This is a genomic window from Salinigranum salinum (assembly GCF_009176545.1).
GTDB classification, from domain to species: Archaea; Halobacteriota; Halobacteria; order Halobacteriales; family Haloferacaceae; genus Salinigranum; species Salinigranum salinum.
The window spans coordinates 733,000-750,178 of record NZ_VTOJ01000001.1 but is presented as its reverse complement, the minus strand read 5'-3'; the positions used below and the strand labels follow the sequence as shown (position 1 = coordinate 750,178).

At 67.0% G+C, this 17,179-nt stretch carries 21 protein-coding genes; 12 read left to right on the top strand and 9 right to left on the bottom strand.

Features of this window, described 5'->3' with window-relative positions:
- Positions 1-7 precede the first annotated feature (7 nt).
- On the bottom strand, positions 8-892 hold the full coding sequence (locus FZP69_RS03535) for a DUF5995 family protein (RefSeq protein ID WP_152039990.1): 885 nt from the start codon (positions 890-892) through the stop codon (positions 8-10).
- A 157-nt stretch (positions 893-1,049) separates the two neighbouring features.
- Between FZP69_RS03535 and FZP69_RS03530 the strand changes: the two genes are divergently transcribed.
- Entirely contained in the window at positions 1,050-1,244 is a 195-nt protein-coding gene (locus FZP69_RS03530) for a cold-shock protein (protein ID WP_136590639.1), read from the top strand.
- Positions 1,245-1,393: 149 nt separating this feature from the next.
- Here FZP69_RS03530 and FZP69_RS22345 read toward each other — a convergent pair whose 3' ends face one another.
- Positions 1,394-1,561, bottom strand: coding sequence for a hypothetical protein (locus FZP69_RS22345; RefSeq protein ID WP_192918445.1), 168 nt, complete (start codon positions 1,559-1,561; stop codon positions 1,394-1,396).
- A 135-nt stretch (positions 1,562-1,696) separates the two neighbouring features.
- Between FZP69_RS22345 and FZP69_RS03525 the strand changes: the two genes are divergently transcribed.
- A complete protein-coding gene (locus FZP69_RS03525) occupies positions 1,697-3,337 on the top strand; it encodes a hypothetical protein (protein ID WP_152039989.1) in 1,641 nt (546 codons plus the stop codon).
- Between the two features lie 46 nt (positions 3,338-3,383).
- Here the strand turns inward: FZP69_RS03525 and FZP69_RS03520 are convergent, their stop codons facing one another.
- Positions 3,384-3,839 carry a pyridoxamine 5'-phosphate oxidase family protein gene (locus FZP69_RS03520; protein WP_240137438.1) on the bottom strand — a complete coding sequence of 152 codons (456 nt, stop codon included), beginning with the start codon at positions 3,837-3,839 and terminating at the stop codon, positions 3,384-3,386.
- A 267-nt stretch (positions 3,840-4,106) separates the two neighbouring features.
- On the opposite strand from FZP69_RS03520, the gene FZP69_RS03515 reads away from it, so the two are divergent.
- Positions 4,107-5,021 (top strand): hypothetical protein, encoded by a 915-nt coding sequence (locus FZP69_RS03515; RefSeq protein WP_152039988.1) that lies wholly within the window; start codon positions 4,107-4,109, stop codon positions 5,019-5,021.
- A gap of 46 nt (positions 5,022-5,067) precedes the next feature.
- Here FZP69_RS03515 and FZP69_RS03510 read toward each other — a convergent pair whose 3' ends face one another.
- Entirely contained in the window at positions 5,068-6,324 is a 1,257-nt protein-coding gene (locus FZP69_RS03510; protein ID WP_152039987.1) for an MFS transporter, read from the bottom strand.
- Between the two features lie 119 nt (positions 6,325-6,443).
- Here FZP69_RS03510 and nucS point away from each other — a divergent pair, with 119 nt between their 5' ends.
- A complete protein-coding gene (gene nucS / locus FZP69_RS03505) occupies positions 6,444-7,199 on the top strand; it encodes an endonuclease NucS (protein ID WP_152039986.1) in 756 nt (251 codons plus the stop codon).
- Positions 7,200-7,306: 107 nt separating this feature from the next.
- Here nucS and FZP69_RS03500 read toward each other — a convergent pair whose 3' ends face one another.
- Positions 7,307-7,681 carry a hypothetical protein gene (locus FZP69_RS03500; protein ID WP_152039985.1) on the bottom strand — a complete coding sequence of 125 codons (375 nt, stop codon included), beginning with the start codon at positions 7,679-7,681 and terminating at the stop codon, positions 7,307-7,309.
- A gap of 83 nt (positions 7,682-7,764) precedes the next feature.
- A complete protein-coding gene (locus FZP69_RS03495; RefSeq protein WP_152039984.1) occupies positions 7,765-8,406 on the bottom strand; it encodes a type 1 glutamine amidotransferase in 642 nt (213 codons plus the stop codon).
- A gap of 208 nt (positions 8,407-8,614) precedes the next feature.
- On the opposite strand from FZP69_RS03495, the gene FZP69_RS22340 reads away from it, so the two are divergent.
- The 3 genes from FZP69_RS22340 to FZP69_RS03485 all read left to right on the top strand — a co-directional run bounded on the left by FZP69_RS22340 (position 8,615) and on the right by FZP69_RS03485 (position 10,503).
- Positions 8,615-8,773 carry a hypothetical protein gene (locus tag FZP69_RS22340; protein WP_192918444.1) on the top strand — a complete coding sequence of 53 codons (159 nt, stop codon included), beginning with the start codon at positions 8,615-8,617 and terminating at the stop codon, positions 8,771-8,773.
- Between the two features lie 247 nt (positions 8,774-9,020).
- Positions 9,021-9,551: a 50S ribosomal protein L16 gene (locus FZP69_RS03490; RefSeq protein WP_152039983.1), complete on the top strand. Its 531-nt coding sequence runs from the start codon at positions 9,021-9,023 to the stop codon at positions 9,549-9,551.
- Between the two features lie 73 nt (positions 9,552-9,624).
- Positions 9,625-10,503 carry an ATP-grasp domain-containing protein gene (locus tag FZP69_RS03485; RefSeq protein ID WP_152039982.1) on the top strand — a complete coding sequence of 293 codons (879 nt, stop codon included), beginning with the start codon at positions 9,625-9,627 and terminating at the stop codon, positions 10,501-10,503.
- Between the two features lie 19 nt (positions 10,504-10,522).
- On the opposite strand, the gene FZP69_RS03480 is transcribed toward FZP69_RS03485, so the two are convergent.
- Positions 10,523-10,888, bottom strand: coding sequence for an Hsp20/alpha crystallin family protein (locus FZP69_RS03480; protein ID WP_152039981.1), 366 nt, complete (start codon positions 10,886-10,888; stop codon positions 10,523-10,525).
- Positions 10,889-11,079: 191 nt separating this feature from the next.
- Here FZP69_RS03480 and gap point away from each other — a divergent pair, with 191 nt between their 5' ends.
- Together gap and FZP69_RS03470 are read left to right on the top strand one after the other, a co-directional pair.
- A complete protein-coding gene (gene gap, locus FZP69_RS03475; RefSeq protein ID WP_152039980.1) occupies positions 11,080-12,129 on the top strand; it encodes a type I glyceraldehyde-3-phosphate dehydrogenase in 1,050 nt (349 codons plus the stop codon).
- A 214-nt stretch (positions 12,130-12,343) separates the two neighbouring features.
- Positions 12,344-12,640, top strand: a complete 297-nt coding sequence (locus tag FZP69_RS03470; RefSeq protein ID WP_152039979.1) for a hypothetical protein — start codon at positions 12,344-12,346, stop codon at positions 12,638-12,640.
- A 178-nt stretch (positions 12,641-12,818) separates the two neighbouring features.
- Here the strand turns inward: FZP69_RS03470 and FZP69_RS03465 are convergent, their stop codons facing one another.
- Positions 12,819-13,106 carry an amphi-Trp domain-containing protein gene (locus tag FZP69_RS03465; RefSeq protein ID WP_152039978.1) on the bottom strand — a complete coding sequence of 96 codons (288 nt, stop codon included), beginning with the start codon at positions 13,104-13,106 and terminating at the stop codon, positions 12,819-12,821.
- Positions 13,107-13,415: 309 nt separating this feature from the next.
- On the opposite strand from FZP69_RS03465, the gene FZP69_RS03460 reads away from it, so the two are divergent.
- A complete protein-coding gene (locus tag FZP69_RS03460; RefSeq protein WP_152039977.1) occupies positions 13,416-14,621 on the top strand; it encodes a phosphoglycerate kinase in 1,206 nt (401 codons plus the stop codon).
- A 63-nt stretch (positions 14,622-14,684) separates the two neighbouring features.
- Complete coding sequence (locus FZP69_RS03455) at positions 14,685-14,864, top strand: hypothetical protein (RefSeq protein ID WP_152039976.1); 180 nt, start codon at positions 14,685-14,687, stop codon at positions 14,862-14,864.
- A 76-nt stretch (positions 14,865-14,940) separates the two neighbouring features.
- On the opposite strand, the gene FZP69_RS03450 is transcribed toward FZP69_RS03455, so the two are convergent.
- Complete coding sequence (locus FZP69_RS03450) at positions 14,941-16,005, bottom strand: type II glyceraldehyde-3-phosphate dehydrogenase (protein WP_152039975.1); 1,065 nt, start codon at positions 16,003-16,005, stop codon at positions 14,941-14,943.
- 187 nt (positions 16,006-16,192) lie between these two features.
- On the opposite strand from FZP69_RS03450, the gene FZP69_RS03445 reads away from it, so the two are divergent.
- A complete protein-coding gene (locus FZP69_RS03445; protein ID WP_152039974.1) occupies positions 16,193-17,152 on the top strand; it encodes an aminopeptidase in 960 nt (319 codons plus the stop codon).
- Positions 17,153-17,179 lie beyond the last annotated feature (27 nt).

Genomic DNA, 17,179 nt, shown 5'->3' with positions numbered 1-17,179 from the left:
CACCGACTCACTCGGCGGCGGCGGCACCGACGCCCCGTTCGACGTCGCGGAGACGGTCACGGAGCCGGTCGCTGACGGTCGGGCTCAACAACAGGTAGGCGACGCCGGTCGAGGAGACGCGGAGGAACCACAGCGCCGCTGTCCGCCGGACCCCGAAGCGGGAGTCCGCGAGCGCGACGGCGGCCCGCCAGGCGGTGTCGCGGCCCTCGGCGAGTGCGACGAACGACAGCGCCTCGTCGAGCCGTCCGAGCGACTCGTCGATCCGCGCGACTCCCGGGGCGTACCGCTCGGCGAGACGGTCCTGCACCTCGTCGACGAGCCGCCGGAGGATCGCGTTGACGGCGCAGTGGTCGGCGTACTTCCGCTCGCGGTCGGCGTCGACGCCGACGAGCGACAGTGCGAGCGCCAGGTCGTAGTTGACGTGGGCGTTGATCCCGAGGACGGCGTCCTGGACGATCAGACACTCCCCGCGCGTGGCTGACTCGAACGCCACCTGCCAGGGGTCGGCGAGCGTGTCGAGCGATCCCGTCTCGAAGCTCAACAGCGCCTGTCGGTAGAGGTCGGCGAACGTGACGAGGTACGCTTCGACCCACGCGGGGTCCGCGAACGTCCCCGCCTCGATGGCGCGGCCGACCTCGGCCGTCACCCGGCTGTAGATGACGAGGAACGGTCCGCGCCGGTCGCCACGCTCGTAGAAGAGCCGTTCGAGTTCGCAGAGGCGGCCGTGGGCGTCGTCGACGCTGTCGAAGGGATCGGCGACGAGTTCGAAGACGGCGGGGTCGGGGGAGCGACCGTAGTCGGGGCTACCGTCGGTCGGTGGGCGTCCACGGCGGACGCCCGTCAGCGCGCCGCGAACCGCCACGCGCGACGGCGTCCGGGGAGGCGTCGACATTACGTCGATCTGGTACGTCACGGCGGCTCAAATACCTTCGCGCCGTGCCGTCTCGAAGGGCGGGGCGGGCCGGTCACGGCGAACCGAGTGCCGGCGTGACCGAGCGGACGGCCATGTCGCAAGCGTTATTACCACCCGTCGTCTCTCTCGACGTGCAATGGCGACCGGTAAGGTTGATTTCTTCAACGACACTGGCGGTTACGGTTTCATCTCCACCGAGGATGCAGACGAAGACGTCTTCTTCCACATGGAAGACGTCGGCGGTCCGGATCTGGAGGAGGGACAGGAAGTCGAGTTCGAGATCGAGCAGGCCCCGAAGGGCCCGCGCGCGAAGAACCTGACTCGCCTGTAAACCGGTTTCGACCGCACACCTGACGAATCGGCGTTCGACAGTCAACTTCTCACCAATTTCACGCCACACAGTGCAACAGCCGTCGGCTCCCGCGCCGGGTGCCACAGACGGTCGAGGTCGGGTGTCACGGCAGGCGTGCCGTCGCGCGATCACTCGTCGCCGACGAACACGGTCTCGAGCCGCGACCCGCAGCCCGGACAGCAGAGCGTCTGCCACCTGCTGGGGTCGAGGTCGCCGTACGTCTCGCTCCGGTGGGCCTCGTCGACACTGACGGTCGCGCCACAGGTATCGCAGTGGAGACTGTCGGGGCGCACCATCGCCGTCGTTCGGGCCGGCGCGCGAGTAAACCCCTCGGTGCTCGATCCGACTGCTCCGTCCCCGACACCGACCCGGTTATCAGCCCGGATAATCGTCGCACAACGCTTACGTGCGGTTCGGCCAACAGTCGAGCAATGCAGCGAGGTCTGTTCGCGGTGGCCGTCGTCGTCCTCGCCGCGGTCGTCGTCGGGGCAGTCGCGGGGCCGGCCGCGGCGGCGGAGCCGACCGTCTCTCTCGCCGTCGACGGGACGCCGATGGCCGCCGGGGACAGCCTGATCGTCCCCGAGGATCCCCTCCTCGCAGTGAACGCGAGCGCACGGACCACCGTCGAACGCGTCACCGTCCGCGTCGACGGCGCGACCGTGCGGACGTGGGCACCGGGCACCGAACGGGTGTCGGAACGGGTTCGACTCGACCTCGCGAACGAACCGCAGACGATCCAGGTCGTGGTCACCGCCTCGGACGGGAGCGTCACGTCGACACGGATCACCGTCGAGAAGGACGCCGTCGCGCCGTTCGTCGGGTTCACCAGTCCGTTCGAGAGCGACCTCCGCGGACAGGCGCCGTCGGATATCCGCGTCTCGGGGGCGCGCGTGACGCTCACCGGCCGGATCGAGGACTCGGTCGGTACCGAGTACGTTCGGATTATCAGGGATCACAAGGTCGAGGGGGCGACCGGCTACGAGGTCGTCTCCGAGTCGCACGTCATCCGCGACCCCGGCACGGAGTTCTCGCAGGAGCTGTTCTTCGGCCCCGGGGAGAACGACCTGACCGTCGTCGTGCAGGACCGGTTCGGAAACAGCCGGAGTTACGACATCTCCGTCGTCATCACCGACGTCACGGATCCGTCGATATCGCTCGACCCGGTCCCGGAGCGGACGACGTCGTCGACCGTGTTCGTCAACGGAACCGTCAGCGACAACGTCCAGATCGACTCGGTGTCGTACGCCGTCTTCGGCGAGGTCGCGCGCCGATCGATCGTCGTCAGCCAGGGTCGGGAGGCCGACCCCGAGCGCGAGCGGATGGCGTTCAGTCGGGAGGTCGACCTCGTGCCGGGCCCCAACCGGATCACGGTCTGGACCAAAGACACCAGCGGGAACGAGGTCAAGCAGCTCGTCGTCGTCGACTACGTGCGGAACGTGGTCCCGACGGTGGCCGTCGACGAGGAACGGACGCACCTCGTGGCCGACGAGGCGGTCCACGTCTACGGCGCGGCACGCGACGGCCGCGTGAGTTCGCTCTCCGTCGAGACGGTCGACGGCGACGGGACGGTCGTCGACTTCGAACAGGTGTACGACGGCGGCGAAGTGTGGGACGACGTCTCGTTCGAGGAGGAGTTGGCGCTCGCCGACGAGGGAGAGACGACGGTCGTGGTGCGGGCGGTCGACGCCGATGGGACCGAACACGTGACACGGTACGTCGTGCCGAGGTCGACGCAGTCCGACGCGGTGGAGACGACCGACCAGCACGAGGAGACGGGTGCGACCGACGGGAGCGGAGGCGACGGAGCGACCGACGGTGACGCGGGTGAGGCGACCACGGCCGACGCCGCCGAATCGGACGCGACGAACACCGCGACGGCCGTCGAAGACGGCGGCTTCGGTGCGTTCGCCGTCGCCGCACTACTCGTCGTCGTCCTTTCCGTCGCCCGACTGCGGGACGCGACCGTCGAGGTGCCGATCGAGAAGTACGTCGACCTCGACGACACCCGTCCATCGCTTCCGTCGCTTCCCTCGCTTCCCTCGCTTCGGTCGCTCCTCCGGCTCCGACGCTGAACCGAACCGAGTCGAACGAGGACGAACCGAACGAGGGCGAACCGTCCTACCGGGCGGCCCGGCTGTGCATTCCGGTCACGTCGTCGATGTCGAGCGCCCAGCCGACGATGTCCTGCATGGGTTCTGTCTCGGAGAACAGCGTCGGGAACCAGGCGTTGTCGTCGAGCGCGTCGCGGACGGCGGGCCACTCGTCGTCGTCGACGATCCGGAGCCGACCGGTGACGACGACCGTCCGCCACTCCTCGCGCGAGGGGACATCGAACGTGAGGAACGAGGCGAGCTCGGTCGACGCGCCGAACCGCGCCTTCTTGCTCGTCTCGCCGGGGCGGAGGAAGACGAAGTACAGTCGCTCCGTCTCGCGGTCGTAGCCGTACGAGATCGGGATCCCGTACGCATCGCTATCCGACGCAAGCGAGAGCACGCCGAACCCCTGGTCGTGGAGGAACGTCCGGGCGGTTTCGTCGTCCATCTCGTTCCCCTGGATGTTGGCAAACGTCTTCATGTGGATTGGTAGCACACCAGCCCATATAAGGAATGCTGACAGTTCCCGAATCACGAGAGCGATCACGGGAACGGGAGCGACGGGGTCTCAGCCACGGCCACCGGCGAGGCGACGTGCCACCTCTGTCCATTCGTTCTCGACCTGCCCCAGAGTGGAGACGCCCGTCTGAATCGTCTCACCGTGCCGCGAGCGGACGCTCCGGGCACGTAGTAAGTGGCACACGTTCTATATGTTCTCTCGGTCCCTACATAGGAGGGGGTGGAGGGAATGAAGAAGAGAGTAGAGTGGTCGATACTCTTCGTGTTAGTCGCTATTGGCAGTCTCATCGTCTCGTCCATGCTCCTCCTGACGGGCTCTCTCCTGATGGGTTCTCCCTCGATGGACTATTCACCTCCACCACCAGACGAAGAGTTACCGGAGCAGGACGTCTTCATGGAGGTCGAACCACCGACACGGATCGGGACCAACGAATCGGTGGTGGTCGAGTTCACCATCATCAACTACAACGACTCGCGTCTGCCCGCCAACTGCTCGGTCGAAACCGATCTGCCGACAGACACTGACGTACTCGTGAGAAACGTCACACTGGAGCCGAACAGTTACGACACCTGTCTCGTTCGATTCAACAGCACCGAGGTCGATCCCGATACCGCCTATGACATGAGAGGATACGTGACTGTTGGTGACACGGATCACAAACGGCTCGTCAGAAGAGAAGTCGTCCACGGGGGAGCAGACCGGACCGAGGGGGGGCCGACCCTCACACCGTCAACCGTGACGCCGTCTCCGGGCACCACTACTCCCTCTCCACCAGATCAAGACAGGGACAGCCTCGTCAACCTCTTCCGGTCGTTCGGCATCGCGGCACTGTTCACTGGGAGCCTCGTGGGGGCCTTTCTCCTGACAGGGCTCTCGATCTTCAACCTCCGTGGTTCGAAGATCTACGAATCGGAGACGCTGAAGTCCTCTCTCGAGATCGGACTTGGAACCGGCGGGACGATTGGACTCGCCGTTAGTCTGGACGAGAGCCGAGCGTTCGCAGTCAACACATTGATGTTCTCGGAATTAGGGTGGATCTATCTATTGAGCCTGGCTGTCGTACTGATCACAGCGACCCTCAGTGGGGCTGCCCTGCTCCTTTCGGAGTACACGTTTCATTGGCTCGCACGCGCTTGGAGCTGAGTCCTTTCGGAGAGCTCCGTTCGTGGCGTCTACGCCAGTGTCGCACTCACCCGCGGCCACCGGCGAGTCGACGCGCCTCGGGGAGCGTCCGGAGGCGGAGCATCGCGAGCGTCCCGAGCGCGGGGCCGACTGCAAGGGGGGCGAACGCCCACTGCCAGCCGACCAGCTCGACCAGGCGAGGGACGAGCTGGATGGAGACGATGGTCAGGAGGAAGCCGAGCGCGGTCTGGAGCGTGAGCGCGCTCCCGACGTAGCTCCCCTCGGCGAGTTCGGTGACGGCGGCGGAGAACTGCGCCGAGTCGGCGACGATGGTAAAGCCCCACACGAGGACGAACGGGACGAGCACGACGAGCGGCGCGCCGAAGACGACGCCGGCGAGCAGTGAGGCGGCTCCGCTCGTGATCATCGACGCGCTCGTGACCGTGGTGCGACCGAGCCGGTCCGCGCCGACGCCGGCGACGAGCGCGCCGAGGCCGCCGACGGCGATCGTGGCGAACGCGACGAACGCCGCGACCTGTGGAGTGGCGAGCGGATCGCCGGTGACCGCGAACGACGCGGCCAGGAACGCCGGGATCCACGTCCAGACGGCGTACAGCTCCCACATGTGTCCGAAGTACCCCAGGTTGGCGAGGAGGGTGCCCCTGTCGGAGAGAATGCGTCGCACGGCGCGGGGGTCGAACGGGGCGGCCGGTGCCTGGTGTGGGCCGGGGCGGACGAGGAGCACGAGCACGCCGCCGAGGGCCGCGAGGCCGGCAGCGACGAAGAGGACGACGTCCGGCCGACCGATCCCGCCAACCCCACGGATGAGGTGTGGGAGGGCCGAGCCGACCGTGAGTGCGCCGATGAGCGCCCCGATAGCGAGGCCACGACCCCGCTCGAACCAGCCGGCCATGACCTTCATTCCCGGCGGGTAGACGCCGGCGAGCGCGACACCGGTGAGAAAGCGGAGGAAGACGGCCGGGAGGGCGCTCTCGACCACGCTCGCGAGGAGTGCGGTGATCGCGGCACCCGCGAGCGCCGATCCCGCGAAGAGGTAGCGCGGCGGGATCGTGTCCGAGAGCGTCAGCACGGCCGAGAGGAGCGCACCGACGACGAAACCGATCTGGACGGCGCTCGTGAGGAAGCCGGTCTGCGCCGGGGTGAGGTTCCACGCGACGGCGAGTTCGGGGGCGACCGCCGACGCAGAGAACCACAGCGCCATGGCGAACAGTTCGGCGATCGAGAGCACGAACAGCGCCCGCCACTTCGTCGTCACCGCGAAGCGCTCTCCGAGCCCCGTGTCGGCGGCAACGTGGTCCGTCATCGCTCGAACCGAGGGGAGATCGAACCTAAACCGACACGTAGTCGTGCGGCGGGGACGCACGGCTCCAGAAACCGCTGTGAGGTCGCGCGGTTTTTGCCCGCCGACTGCCAACCGCCGGTGTGAGCGTCGAGACTCTCCACCGGCCCACCCACCGCGACGCCCTCGTCGCGCTGGAGGGGGCGTTCGAGCGGGGCGACCTCGTCGTCGTCTTCGGCCGCTGCAGCGTCGAGTACGACGGTCGTGCGTCGAGTTCGCTCGGGCCGGGCGACCGACTCGTGCTCCTGAAACCCGACGGCTCGGCGCTGGTCCACACCGACGAGAAGCGAACGCCGGTCAACTGGCAGCCACCGGGGAGTGAACACCGCGCGAGCGTCCGCGACGGCCGCCTCCGGGTGCAGTCGCGCCGGTCGACGCCCGAGGAGGTGCTCGACGTCCGGTTCGAGCGCGTCGACCAACTGTCGGCCTTTTCGGTCGCGGAGCGCGCCGATCTCTCGCTCGTGGGGAGCGAGGAGGACCTCAGAGAGCGAGTGCTCGCGGAGCCGTCGCTGGTCGAGGCGGGCTTCGAACCGCTCGACACAGAGCGGGAGACGACCGCCGGCCCGGTCGACGTGTTCGGCTGCGACGCCGAGGGACATCCCGTCGTCGTCGAGTTGAAACGCCGGCGGGTCGGGCCGTCGGCAGTCCGCCAACTGCAGGGATACGTCGACGCCGTGAGCCGCGAGGACGACGCGGTCGGCGTCCGCGGGGTGCTCGTCGCCCCCTCGGTCACCGACCGGGCCGCGGCGCTGCTCGACGAACGGGGGTTCGGCTTCGTGGCGCTGGAGCCGGACGAGGGAGAAGACGACGAGGCGAGTGAGGACGGCGACGGTCGGTGAACCGCTCACTCGACGAGTGGGTGGAGACGGCCTGCCGAGTACACCGCACGTGTTCGGCAGTTCGATCTCTCCGGTTACAGTGGTCCGAGCGGAGTGTCCTCTGCGAATCAGACCCGCTCGAGAGCCTCGTCAACGTTCAGCGGGACCTCCTCGCCACTCACGTCGAACCTCTGGAACCAACTCTCTTTCATCGCTCGTTCGAGCGTCGTTCTGATCTCGGCGTGCGGATCGCTCTCCACGAAGCGCTGGAGCGACTCGTCGCTCTCCCAGGCAGCGACTGCCCAGAACTTCTTCTGGGGTAGTTTGGCGCGCAGGGCGTAGCCGACCAGCCCGCCCGACTCTGCGAGCTGTGCTTCTATCTCGCGGGTATGCCAGAGCACTCTCGGCACTGTCCGGTACCGCGAAGGCTGCAGATACCCGACGACTCCCTGGAGTTCGGATTCCGGGTCGGGTTCGACGAAGGATTGCCACGCGAATTCCATGGTGTATGTTATCATACAACTCGATTCGGGATAATCGTTCCGTCACCGACGAGCCCGAGAGGGAGGACTGGTCGACCGTCACCTCACGAATCGACACCGGCGAGCCGACAGAAGTTCGCCACCGTCCGCTCGGTCGTGACGTCGGCGAAGTCGCGCGTCCCCTCCCAGCCGAAGTCGCGCTCGATCCGTGGGAGGAGGTCGGCGGTGAACTCCGGGTGGTACTGGGTCGTCCAGACGGGTGCGTCGACGTGGCGCGTCGCCAGGTACGGGTAGTACCCCGCGCTGGCGATGGGCTCCATCCCGTCTCCCGTGTGCGTGACGTGGTCGCCGTGGACCATCGGAAGCGTCGGCGAGACCCCCCTGAAGAGCGGGTCGTCGGCGAGGTCGGCCTCGACGAGTCGCGCCGTCAGCCCTCGGTGTCCGACGCGACCCCCGAGCGCGTCGTTGACGAGCTGGTGACCGAAGCAGACGCCGAGCGTCGGGATCTCCCGGTCGACGACCTGCCGGACGAACGCGGCCGCCCGGTGGATCCACGGGCGGTCGTCGGCCTCGTACACCCCGGCCGTGCTGCCGGTGACGACGACCGCGTCGACGCCGTCGAGCGGCGGCGTCTCATCCCGTGTCGGGACGTGGTACTGCTCGTGGTCGGGCAGGAGTCCACGGAGCGCGCGCGGAAGGTAACCGTACACGTCGTGGTCGACCTCGGTGTCGCAGACGAGGAACATCGGTTCTCGACGACAGGAGGCGTGCCGACGGAGAAATCACGTTCGGTTCCCGGTCGCGCGAGGAAACGTTCGAGCACCGTCGGGGCTCGAGTCGGTCGCGACGTCGCGGCGAGGGCGCGTCACCGGACACGGGGAGCGTGGTGTTTGGATGTGATTAACACGATTAGTCGTGTCATAGCTAACTTTCATAAGCGCGTGAGTGTCTGGTATGTCGTACGAACAGCTCGAACTCTCGTGTCCGTCGTGTGGGGAGCCCGTCCGAACCGATCTCGACGCGATCCTCCCGGACGGCGGTGGCGAGCGGCTCCGCGGACGCGACCTCGTCTGTCGTGACTGCGGCCACGAGTTCGGCGTCTTCGTCCTCTGAGCGGGGTCGGGGGAGAGAGGGAGGGGACAGGATCGGCGCAGTGACACGTCCCCGGAGACCGTGAGCCGGACGGACGCGAAACCGAGGTGCCACGACGGAACGCGACGATCGTGCGCTGCGTCGAGCCACCGGTCGTCTTCGAGGAGATCCCGATTCGCTCGGAGTCGGCCGCCGAAACAGCCACACGGCGGAGGAGACGCTTCGAAGCCCTTTTAGCCCGCGTGGACGTTCGCCAACGCAAGTAACCATGGCAGACAAACCGGCCTCGATGTACCGGGAGATCGACACGTCGGCGTACACCCGACGGGAGTACATCACGGGCGTCCCCGGTTCGAAGATCGCACAGTTCAACATGGGCAACCTCCAGACCGGCCCCGACGACTACCCGGTCCACATCAGCCTCCGCGTGGAGGAGGAGTGCCAGATCCGCCACGGCTCGCTCGAGTCGGCGCGCCTGTCGGCGAACCGCCGCATGCTGAAGCAGGTGGGGCAGGAGAACTACAAGATGATCCTCCACAAACACCCCCACCACGTCATCCGCGAGAACAAACAGGCGACGGGCGCGGGTGCGGACCGCGTCTCCGACGGGATGCGCCAGGCGTTCGGCAAGCCCGTCGGCACCGCCGCACGCGTCCAGAACGGCGAGATCGTCTTCAGCATCTACTGCCAGCCCGAACACGCCGAGATCGCCAAGGACGCGCTCCGGCGCTCGTACAACAAGATGTCGCCGCCGTGTCGCGTCGTGGTCGAGAAGGGCGAAGAGCTGCTCGTCGCCTGAGCCTCCGTCGCGGACGAGACGCACGTACGGCCGCCGTCGAACCGTTTTTCTCCCGTCGTCCCTCGGGTAGGGCATGCTCCGACTGGCGGTCACCACGCAGGAGGAGACGTTCGAGCGGATGCGCGACCCGCTCGCCGATCGGGGGATCGAGGTCGTCGGCGTCCAGTCGAAAGAGCGATCCATCCGGCTCACCGCCGACGATCCCGCCGGCGACGTGGTTCCCGACGTCGACGTCGGGTTCGTCTACCCCTCGCGGACCATGGAGGGCGGCGCGCTGGACGCGCTCCTCGGCGTGCCGTGGGTGAACGACCGCGAGGCCGTGTTGACCTCGCGGAACAAGGCCGGCGTCGTCGCCGAACTCTCGCGGGCGGGGTTCCCGGTGCCGGAGACCGTCATGCTCTCGAACCCTCTGTCCGAGGCCGACCTCGTCGACGCGGTCTCGGGTATGGCGTATCCGCTGGTCGTGAAGCCGAACTCCGCGACCCGCGGCGTCGGCGTCACGAGGGTCGAGGACGAGGACTCGCTCCTCGGCGTCGCCGACTACCTCGACCTCGTCCACGACTACCGCGCGACGGGCGACAAGTCCTACCTCGTCCAGGAGTTCCTCCCCGACGCGCGCGACTACCGGGTGATGGTCGTCGACGGCGACTGCTACGGCGGCGTCGAACGACGCCTCCCGCCCGACGCGCGGGAGCGCGGCCGGTGGAAACACAACGTCCACCGGGGCGCCGAGGCCGAACGGGTCGATCTCTCACCCGAACACAGGCGCCTCGCCGAGTCGGTGGCCGAAGCGCTCGGCATCGGTTACCTCGGCGTGGATCTGCTCGTCTCGGGCGAACGGGTCGTCGTCGGTGAGACCAACGCGCGGCCGACCATCGACGACGCCGCGAAGTACGACGACGGTTTCTACGACACGCTGGCGGGGCTCGTGGAGTCGCGAGCGGCCGAATAAGAGCGGGCGAGTGGGGGAGTTACTCGACGTCGATCGCCGCGGAGTCCTCGACCTTCTCGAGCGTCACCTGGAGGACGCCGTTGTTGAACGACGCGGCGGCGGAGTGCTCGTCGACGCGCGCGGGGAGACGGATGCGTTCGTCGTACTCGCGTCGGTTCGAGGCCGCAGAGACCGTGAGCGTCTCGCCGTCACATTTGAGATCGATCGCGTCCTTCTCGACACCGGGGAGATCCGCCACGAGGCGGATCGTGTCGCCCTCGTCGAAGACGTCGACGTGGGTCTCGGAGGCGAACCCGGTGGTGTCGCCGCCAGTCATTTCGCTCATCATCCGCTCGATCTCGCCGAAGATGGAGTCGAACGGATCGTCACGGTCATCTCTTCGCATGGACGGAGGTATGGTTTTTCGTACCAAAAGCCTTCTGTAACACGAATCATCTGCGAGAACAACCCAGGCGGACGAAACCGAGCGGCCGCGGACGTTCCGGCAGTCGAGCGACAGAACACCCAAAGAGTAATCGAGGTTCCGAAACAGATTTAGTCCACGGTCGTGCATACACTACCGTAACTAACTCGATTATGAGTGAAAAATCGTACCTGAGTGCCGGTGACGACGTCCCCGCGGAGGAGGTCGTCAGGGTGGGACTCAACGGCTTCGGGCGCATCGGTCGCAACATCTTCCGCGCGGTGTTGGAGAGCCCGCGCGTCGCCCTCGTCGGCATCAACGACGTGATGGCGTTCGACGACATGGCGTACCTCGCGAAGTACGACTCCGTCATGCCGCGTCTCGACGGCGTCGAACTCGAGGACGACCAGCTCACGATCGGCGGGACGTCGGTCGACCTGTTCAACGTCCAGTCGCCCGCGGAGCTCCCGTGGGACGACCTCGACGTCGACGTCGCGCTCGAGTGTACGGGCATCTTCCGCACGTACGAGGACGCCGGCGCACACGTCGACGCGGGCGCGGACACAGTCGTCATCAGCGCGCCGCCGAAGGGCGAGACGCCGGTCAAGCAGATCGTCTACGGCGTCAACCACGACGAGTACGAGGGTGAGGACGTCGTCTCCAACGCCTCCTGTACGACGAACTCCGTCACGCCCGTCGCGAAGGTGCTCGACGACGAGTTCGGCATCGTCGCCGGCCAGCTCACGACGGTCCACTCGTACACGGGGAGCCAGAGCATCATCGACGCGCCGCAGTCGAAACGGCGGCGTGGCCGTGCCGCGGCCGAGAACATGGTGCCGACCTCCACGGGCGCCGCGCAGGCGACGACCGAGATCCTGCCGCAGCTCGAGGGGAAACTCGACGGGATGGCGATCCGCGTCCCCACCGTGAACGGCTCGATCACGGAGCTGGTCGTCAACCTCGAGAGCGAGCCGAGCGCCGAGGAGATCAACGACGCGTTCATGGACTACGCGGCCGGCGAGATGGCGGGCGTCCTCGGCGTCACCGACGACCAGATCGTCTCCCGCGACATCCTCGGCAACCCGCACTCGTCGTACGTCGACCTCCAGTCGACGAACGTCGTCGCCGACGGGAAGCAGGCGAAGATCCTGACGTGGTACGACAACGAGTACGGGTTCTCCAACCGGATGCTCGACGTCGCCGCCTACGTCTACGACTACTGAAGACGAGGGAGTCGACCGCTCCCGGTCGCGTCGTCGCCGACGCGTCGATCGAGCCGGCACCGTCACCACCAGGTTCGTTTTCGTCTCTCCCGTCCGCCCGAGCGGACGGTCTCGCTCGCACGCCCGACCGACGCCGAGACCGACAGTCTACCAGCGTCGACGCCGCCTCCGCGTGGCGTCGCGCTCGTCCCGACCGCACGCCCGCCCGTTCGGTGTGAGCGTCCCCCACGCCACCGGCACTCGACTCGACGCCGTGCGTCTGTGGTTCACGACCGACGAGACCCCACGTGGCGTCCCGCCGGAGGTGTCCCTGCGTCGGCCCACGGGGGCCCCGTTCCCGTCCATCGAGTTCGGCCGGACGAACGACGGGTCGGACACGACGCTCTCGATCCCCGACCTCGGCGAGCAGGAGCGGAGCACGCTCACGCTGGACTTCCTGCTCGCGGGCGCGACGTCGCTGACCGTCGACGCGCGGCTCGAGCTGGCGGGCGCGCAGCGAAGTCGACGGTGACGGTCGACCTCGGCGAGTCCTGATAGGGATCGGCGTAAGAGTCCATACCTTCTCACGTGACAGATTACATATTGATTGAAAAGGACGTGCAAGATAGAGAGGGTGAGTTCAGCACATCGGTTTCGTTTGTCTTAGCTAAATGCTTTTGAATATAGTTCTGAGCGTGTGTCGGGAGTAACTACTCAATTTCTAGCTTACCACCTCCGCCACCCTTCTCACCGTCGTTCTCGTCCCATTCCAGCTCGAATTCGATACTTCGCTCAGTCATGTTGCCAGCTGGGCCTTCGCGTTCAGCTTTGACTTCAAATGTCGGTCGGGCAGGGGGATTCAGCGTTACAGACTCGGAGCCTGCTTTCAGGGTAATCGCATCACCATTTTCAAGATTATCCGCGACTTTTCGAAGGTACGCTGCAATTTCTTCTCGACTCTGGTCGCTTTCTGATTTGAACAGGACTTCTTCAGGCATACGAGAGATAATACACAGCCTGCACTGATAAATGCGGCAGTCCAGCTGACCGATTTGACTGAATCGGCAGATGTTCTGTGCGAGATACGCGCGGTGTATCTCACACGCCCTTTCTGACAGCCCCAAAGCAGTTCTGCTGGAAAACTATGGATTGCTCTGCTAATCCCTATGAGCCGAGCGGCAAGTGTCGAGCGTCCCGAGTCGCGAGTCGAGCGTCGGCGACCTGCCGGGTCACGCTCGACGGTGCGGTTCGGTCGGTGCGGCCGATCCGTACACGACTAAGTACCCGTCACGCATCTACCGACCTACATGTTCAGGACACTCGACGATCTCGACCCCGACCAGCGCGTGCTCGTCCGCCTCGACCTGAACTCCCCCGTCGAGGACGGCGTCGTCCAGGACAACCGCCGGTTCGAACGGCACGCCGAAACGGTTCGTGACCTCGCCGACGCGGGCCACCGGGTCGCACTGATGGCCCACCAGGGTCGCCCGGGCGACGACGACTTCGTCTCTCTCGAACAGCACGCCGACGTCCTCGCCGACCACGCGGGTGTCGACGTCGACTTCGTCGACTCGACGTTCGGTTCTCCCGCGCTGGAGGCGATCCGCGGCCTCGAGTCGGGCGACGTCCTCCTCCTGGAGAACACCCGAATGACCGACGACGAGCTCCCCGAGAAGGAGCCCGAGGCACACGCCGACAGCGAGTTCGTCCGGACGCTGGCGCCGGAGTTCGACGCGTACGTCAACGACGCGTACTCGGCGGCCCACCGCGCCCACGCCTCGCTCGTCGGCTTTCCCCTCGTGCTCCCGGCGTACGCCGGCCGCGTGATGGTCGCGGAGTACGAGGCCAACTCCGCCATCGCCACCCGGGAGTTCGACGGGAACGTGACGATGGTGGTCGGCGGGACGAAGGCGACGGACGTCATCTCGGTGATGAACGCCATCGGGGACAAGGTCGACACGTTCTGTCTGGGCGGCATCGCGGGCGAGCTGTTCCTCCGCGCGGCCGGCCACCCGGTGGGCGAGGACGTCGGCGACATGGACCTCTTCGACGACCAGTGGGAGAAGAACCACGAGACCATCGAATCGCTCCTCGACGAGCGTGGCGACGGGATCGAACTCGCCGTCGACCTCGCGTACGAGGACGAGAACGACGAACGCGGGGAGATCGAGGTCGCCGCGATCACCGAGAAGGACCGCCCGTATCTCGACGTCGGCTCCGAGACGGTCGCACAGTACGAGCCCATCATCCACGACTCCGAGGCCGTCTTCGTCAAGGGCGCGCTGGGGCTGTTCGAGGACGAGCGCTTCGCGACGGGAACGGTTGGCGTGCTCGAGGCCATCGCCGACACCGACTGCTTTTCGGTAGTGGGCGGCGGCGACACCTCCCGCGCCATCGAGCTGTACGGGCTGAGCGAGCAGGACTTCTCGCACGTCTCCATCGCCGGCGGGGCGTACATCCGGGCACTCACTGGCGATCCACTCGTCGCGGTGGAGCTGTTGAAGACGGAGTGAGGGTCGCGGGCGTCACAAGGCACTTACGCTGGACGCCGATTACCCCGGACGGAGCGAACGTCCGTGACCGCCGACGGGATCCACGCACGGCTGACCGTCGGTGGCGGCGGCGCCGTGTTCCGGCTCTCGGAGGGGGGCTGGTCGCAGGAGCCGACGCCGACCGGCGCGAACCTGGAGGCGGTCGTCCGCGCGGATCCCGCGGTCGCCGTCGAGACCGGCGGAACCGTGATCGAGAACCGGTAGCTCCCGCGGGCGGCAACGAGGTCCGAAATCGAGACTGGGCTGGGACCGGGGTCGGCGGTCGACGGCGGCGAACGACTCAGTCGTCGGCGTGGCTGACGCGCTGGTCGCTAAACCCCGCCGGGTCACCGCTGATGCCGACGCCGAGGCGGTCGTCGGTGAGCCGCATCGACGCGTCCTGCGGTTCCAGCCCCGTCACGGCGCGGATGGCGTCGACGTTCTCGGGGACGACATCGGACTCCTGGTGGATGGCCTGGAAGAGGTACAGATCCCTGCCGCGAACGGCGATCGACTCGCCCCAGATACAGTTCTCCCAGAGGTCGCCGCGCGGCCGACCCGCGTCGAGCGCGAAGTTCTTGAGCTTGCCGACACCGTCGATCCCCATCCCCGCGGGGATGACGTAGAGGCGGTTCTCCTCCTCGAGGAGGGCCTGGACGTGGGCGGCGGTGACGCGCTCGTCGAGGGTGACGTTCAGGGCGTGGACGTGCATCAGCGTCGCGGGCACCTTCAGCCCCATCGTATCGATGTCGAGGTCGGCGAAGATGGTCTGGACGTCGGGGCCGTGGTGGGAGGGGACCGAGATCGGGTTCGGGAGAATGTCGTTGATCGGGCCGCGGGTGTTCTGTCCGGGGTCGCCGCCCCGCCGGACCAGGGTCGCGCGGACCTTCTCCACCCCGTACTCCTCCTGGAGCGGGGCGATCACCCGGGACAGCCCGGTGGTGTTACAGGAGACGACGCGGACGTGGTCGGCGTCACCGGCGGCGTCGAAGTTGGCCCGCGCGTTGAAACTCACGTCGACCACGTCGGCCGACTCGCCGCCCTGGAAGAGCGCCGGTGTGTCGTGTGCTTCGTAGAGTTCGCGGTTCTCGGCCCCGATGCCGGAGGGCGTGGCGTCGACGACGACGTCGGCCTCGGCGACGAGTTCGTCCACCGCGCCGGCGATCTCGATGCCGGCCTCGGCGAACAGGGGAGCACGTTCGGGGATCGCCGCGTACATCGGGTAGCCGCGCTGGACCGCCGTATGCGCCTCGTAGTTCGGCTGGGTCTTCGCGACTCCGACGACGGTCATGTCGGGCTGGGCAGCGACCGCGTCCGCGACGCGTTTCCCGATCGTGCCGTAGCCGTTGATACCGACCTTCAACATATCCACCTATCGACGAGGGCGGTAATTAGTTATTTCGTATCATAAACTTCAGAAATTAATTCCTACCCGAGTAACGGCTCCGATGTTTTCAGTATCTCGTCGATAAGATTCGCGTCGAGAACACCGGAGTAAACCCGCGAACCGCGCGAGGGGAAGACCTAACCGACCGCGCGGCCTCCGCGGCGGTATGGACGTGTCAGACACCGCGCTCGACGAGGCCGCCGAGACGGCGGTGACACAGTGTCTCGCCGTCGCCTCGGGGGAAGCGTTCGTCGTCGTGACCGACGACGAGCGCCACCGGATCGGCGAACACCTGTACGCGGCGGGCCGCGACGCGACCGACGACGTGGTCATCGTGCAGTATCCGCCGGGGCCGCAACACGGCGCGGAGCCGCCGGACGCCGTCGCGGCGGCGATGCGCGACGCCGACGTCTTCGTCGCGCCGACGACCAAGAGCCTGAGCCACACCCGCGCGCGGTCGGCCGCCTGCGAGAACGGGGCGCGCGGGGCGACGATGCCGGGCATCACGGAGGAGGTGATGGTCACGGGGCTCGACGCCGACTACGACGCGATCGCGGCACACTGTCGCGAGGTGTACGAACAGGTCGCCGACGCCAGCGAGGTCCGGGTGACGACCGAGGCGGGCACCGACATCACGTTCGAACCGGGCGACCGGGCGTGGCAGTCGGATACAGGGCTCGTCCACGACCCCGGCGCGTTCTCGAACCTCCCGGCGGGCGAGGTGTTCGTCTCGCCCGAGACCGCCGACGGCACGTACGTCGTCGACGGGACGATGATGCCGCACGGTCTCCTCGAACACGAACTCCGGTTCGAGGTCGAAGACGGCTACGTGACCCACATCTCCGACGACGCCGTGCGCGAACAGGTCGAGGAAGGTGCCGAATCGGTGGGGAGAGACGCGTACAACCTCGCCGAACTCGGCATCGGGACGAACGTCGGCGTCGCCGACCTCGTGGGCTCGGTGTTGCTCGACGAGAAGGCCGCCGGGACGGTCCACATCGCCATCGGCGACGACGCCTCGATCGGCGGCGACACCGAGGCACCGCTCCACCTCGACGGCATCGTCAGGGAGCCGACCGTGTGGGCGGATGGGGCGGTCGTAGACCTCCCGACAGTCGAGCGGTGACGCCGCGAGACGGCGCGGAAGTGGAGC

Excerpts from the sequence above, each read along its gene's own strand:
- FZP69_RS03535 (WP_152039990.1), bottom strand. The coding sequence starts at position 892 with ATGTCGACGCCTCCCCGGACGCCGTCGCGCGTGGCGGTTCGCGGCGCG.
- FZP69_RS03530 (WP_136590639.1), top strand. The coding sequence starts at position 1,050 with ATGGCGACCGGTAAGGTTGATTTCTTCAACGACACTGGCGGTTACGGT.
- FZP69_RS22345 (WP_192918445.1), bottom strand. The coding sequence starts at position 1,561 with ATGGTGCGCCCCGACAGTCTCCACTGCGATACCTGTGGCGCGACCGTC.
- FZP69_RS03525 (WP_152039989.1), top strand. The coding sequence starts at position 1,697 with ATGCAGCGAGGTCTGTTCGCGGTGGCCGTCGTCGTCCTCGCCGCGGTC.
- FZP69_RS03520 (WP_240137438.1), bottom strand. The coding sequence starts at position 3,839 with ATGAAGACGTTTGCCAACATCCAGGGGAACGAGATGGACGACGAAACC.
- FZP69_RS03515 (WP_152039988.1), top strand. The coding sequence starts at position 4,107 with ATGAAGAAGAGAGTAGAGTGGTCGATACTCTTCGTGTTAGTCGCTATT.
- FZP69_RS03510 (WP_152039987.1), bottom strand. The coding sequence starts at position 6,324 with ATGACGGACCACGTTGCCGCCGACACGGGGCTCGGAGAGCGCTTCGCG.
- FZP69_RS03500 (WP_152039985.1), bottom strand. The coding sequence starts at position 7,681 with ATGGAATTCGCGTGGCAATCCTTCGTCGAACCCGACCCGGAATCCGAA.
- FZP69_RS03495 (WP_152039984.1), bottom strand. The coding sequence starts at position 8,406 with ATGTTCCTCGTCTGCGACACCGAGGTCGACCACGACGTGTACGGTTAC.
- FZP69_RS22340 (WP_192918444.1), top strand. The coding sequence starts at position 8,615 with ATGTCGTACGAACAGCTCGAACTCTCGTGTCCGTCGTGTGGGGAGCCC.
- FZP69_RS03490 (WP_152039983.1), top strand. The coding sequence starts at position 9,021 with ATGGCAGACAAACCGGCCTCGATGTACCGGGAGATCGACACGTCGGCG.
- FZP69_RS03485 (WP_152039982.1), top strand. The coding sequence starts at position 9,625 with ATGCTCCGACTGGCGGTCACCACGCAGGAGGAGACGTTCGAGCGGATG.
- FZP69_RS03480 (WP_152039981.1), bottom strand. The coding sequence starts at position 10,888 with ATGCGAAGAGATGACCGTGACGATCCGTTCGACTCCATCTTCGGCGAG.
- gap (WP_152039980.1), top strand. The coding sequence starts at position 11,080 with ATGAGTGAAAAATCGTACCTGAGTGCCGGTGACGACGTCCCCGCGGAG.
- FZP69_RS03465 (WP_152039978.1), bottom strand. The coding sequence starts at position 13,106 with ATGCCTGAAGAAGTCCTGTTCAAATCAGAAAGCGACCAGAGTCGAGAA.
- FZP69_RS03460 (WP_152039977.1), top strand. The coding sequence starts at position 13,416 with ATGTTCAGGACACTCGACGATCTCGACCCCGACCAGCGCGTGCTCGTC.
- FZP69_RS03450 (WP_152039975.1), bottom strand. The coding sequence starts at position 16,005 with ATGTTGAAGGTCGGTATCAACGGCTACGGCACGATCGGGAAACGCGTC.
- FZP69_RS03445 (WP_152039974.1), top strand. The coding sequence starts at position 16,193 with ATGGACGTGTCAGACACCGCGCTCGACGAGGCCGCCGAGACGGCGGTG.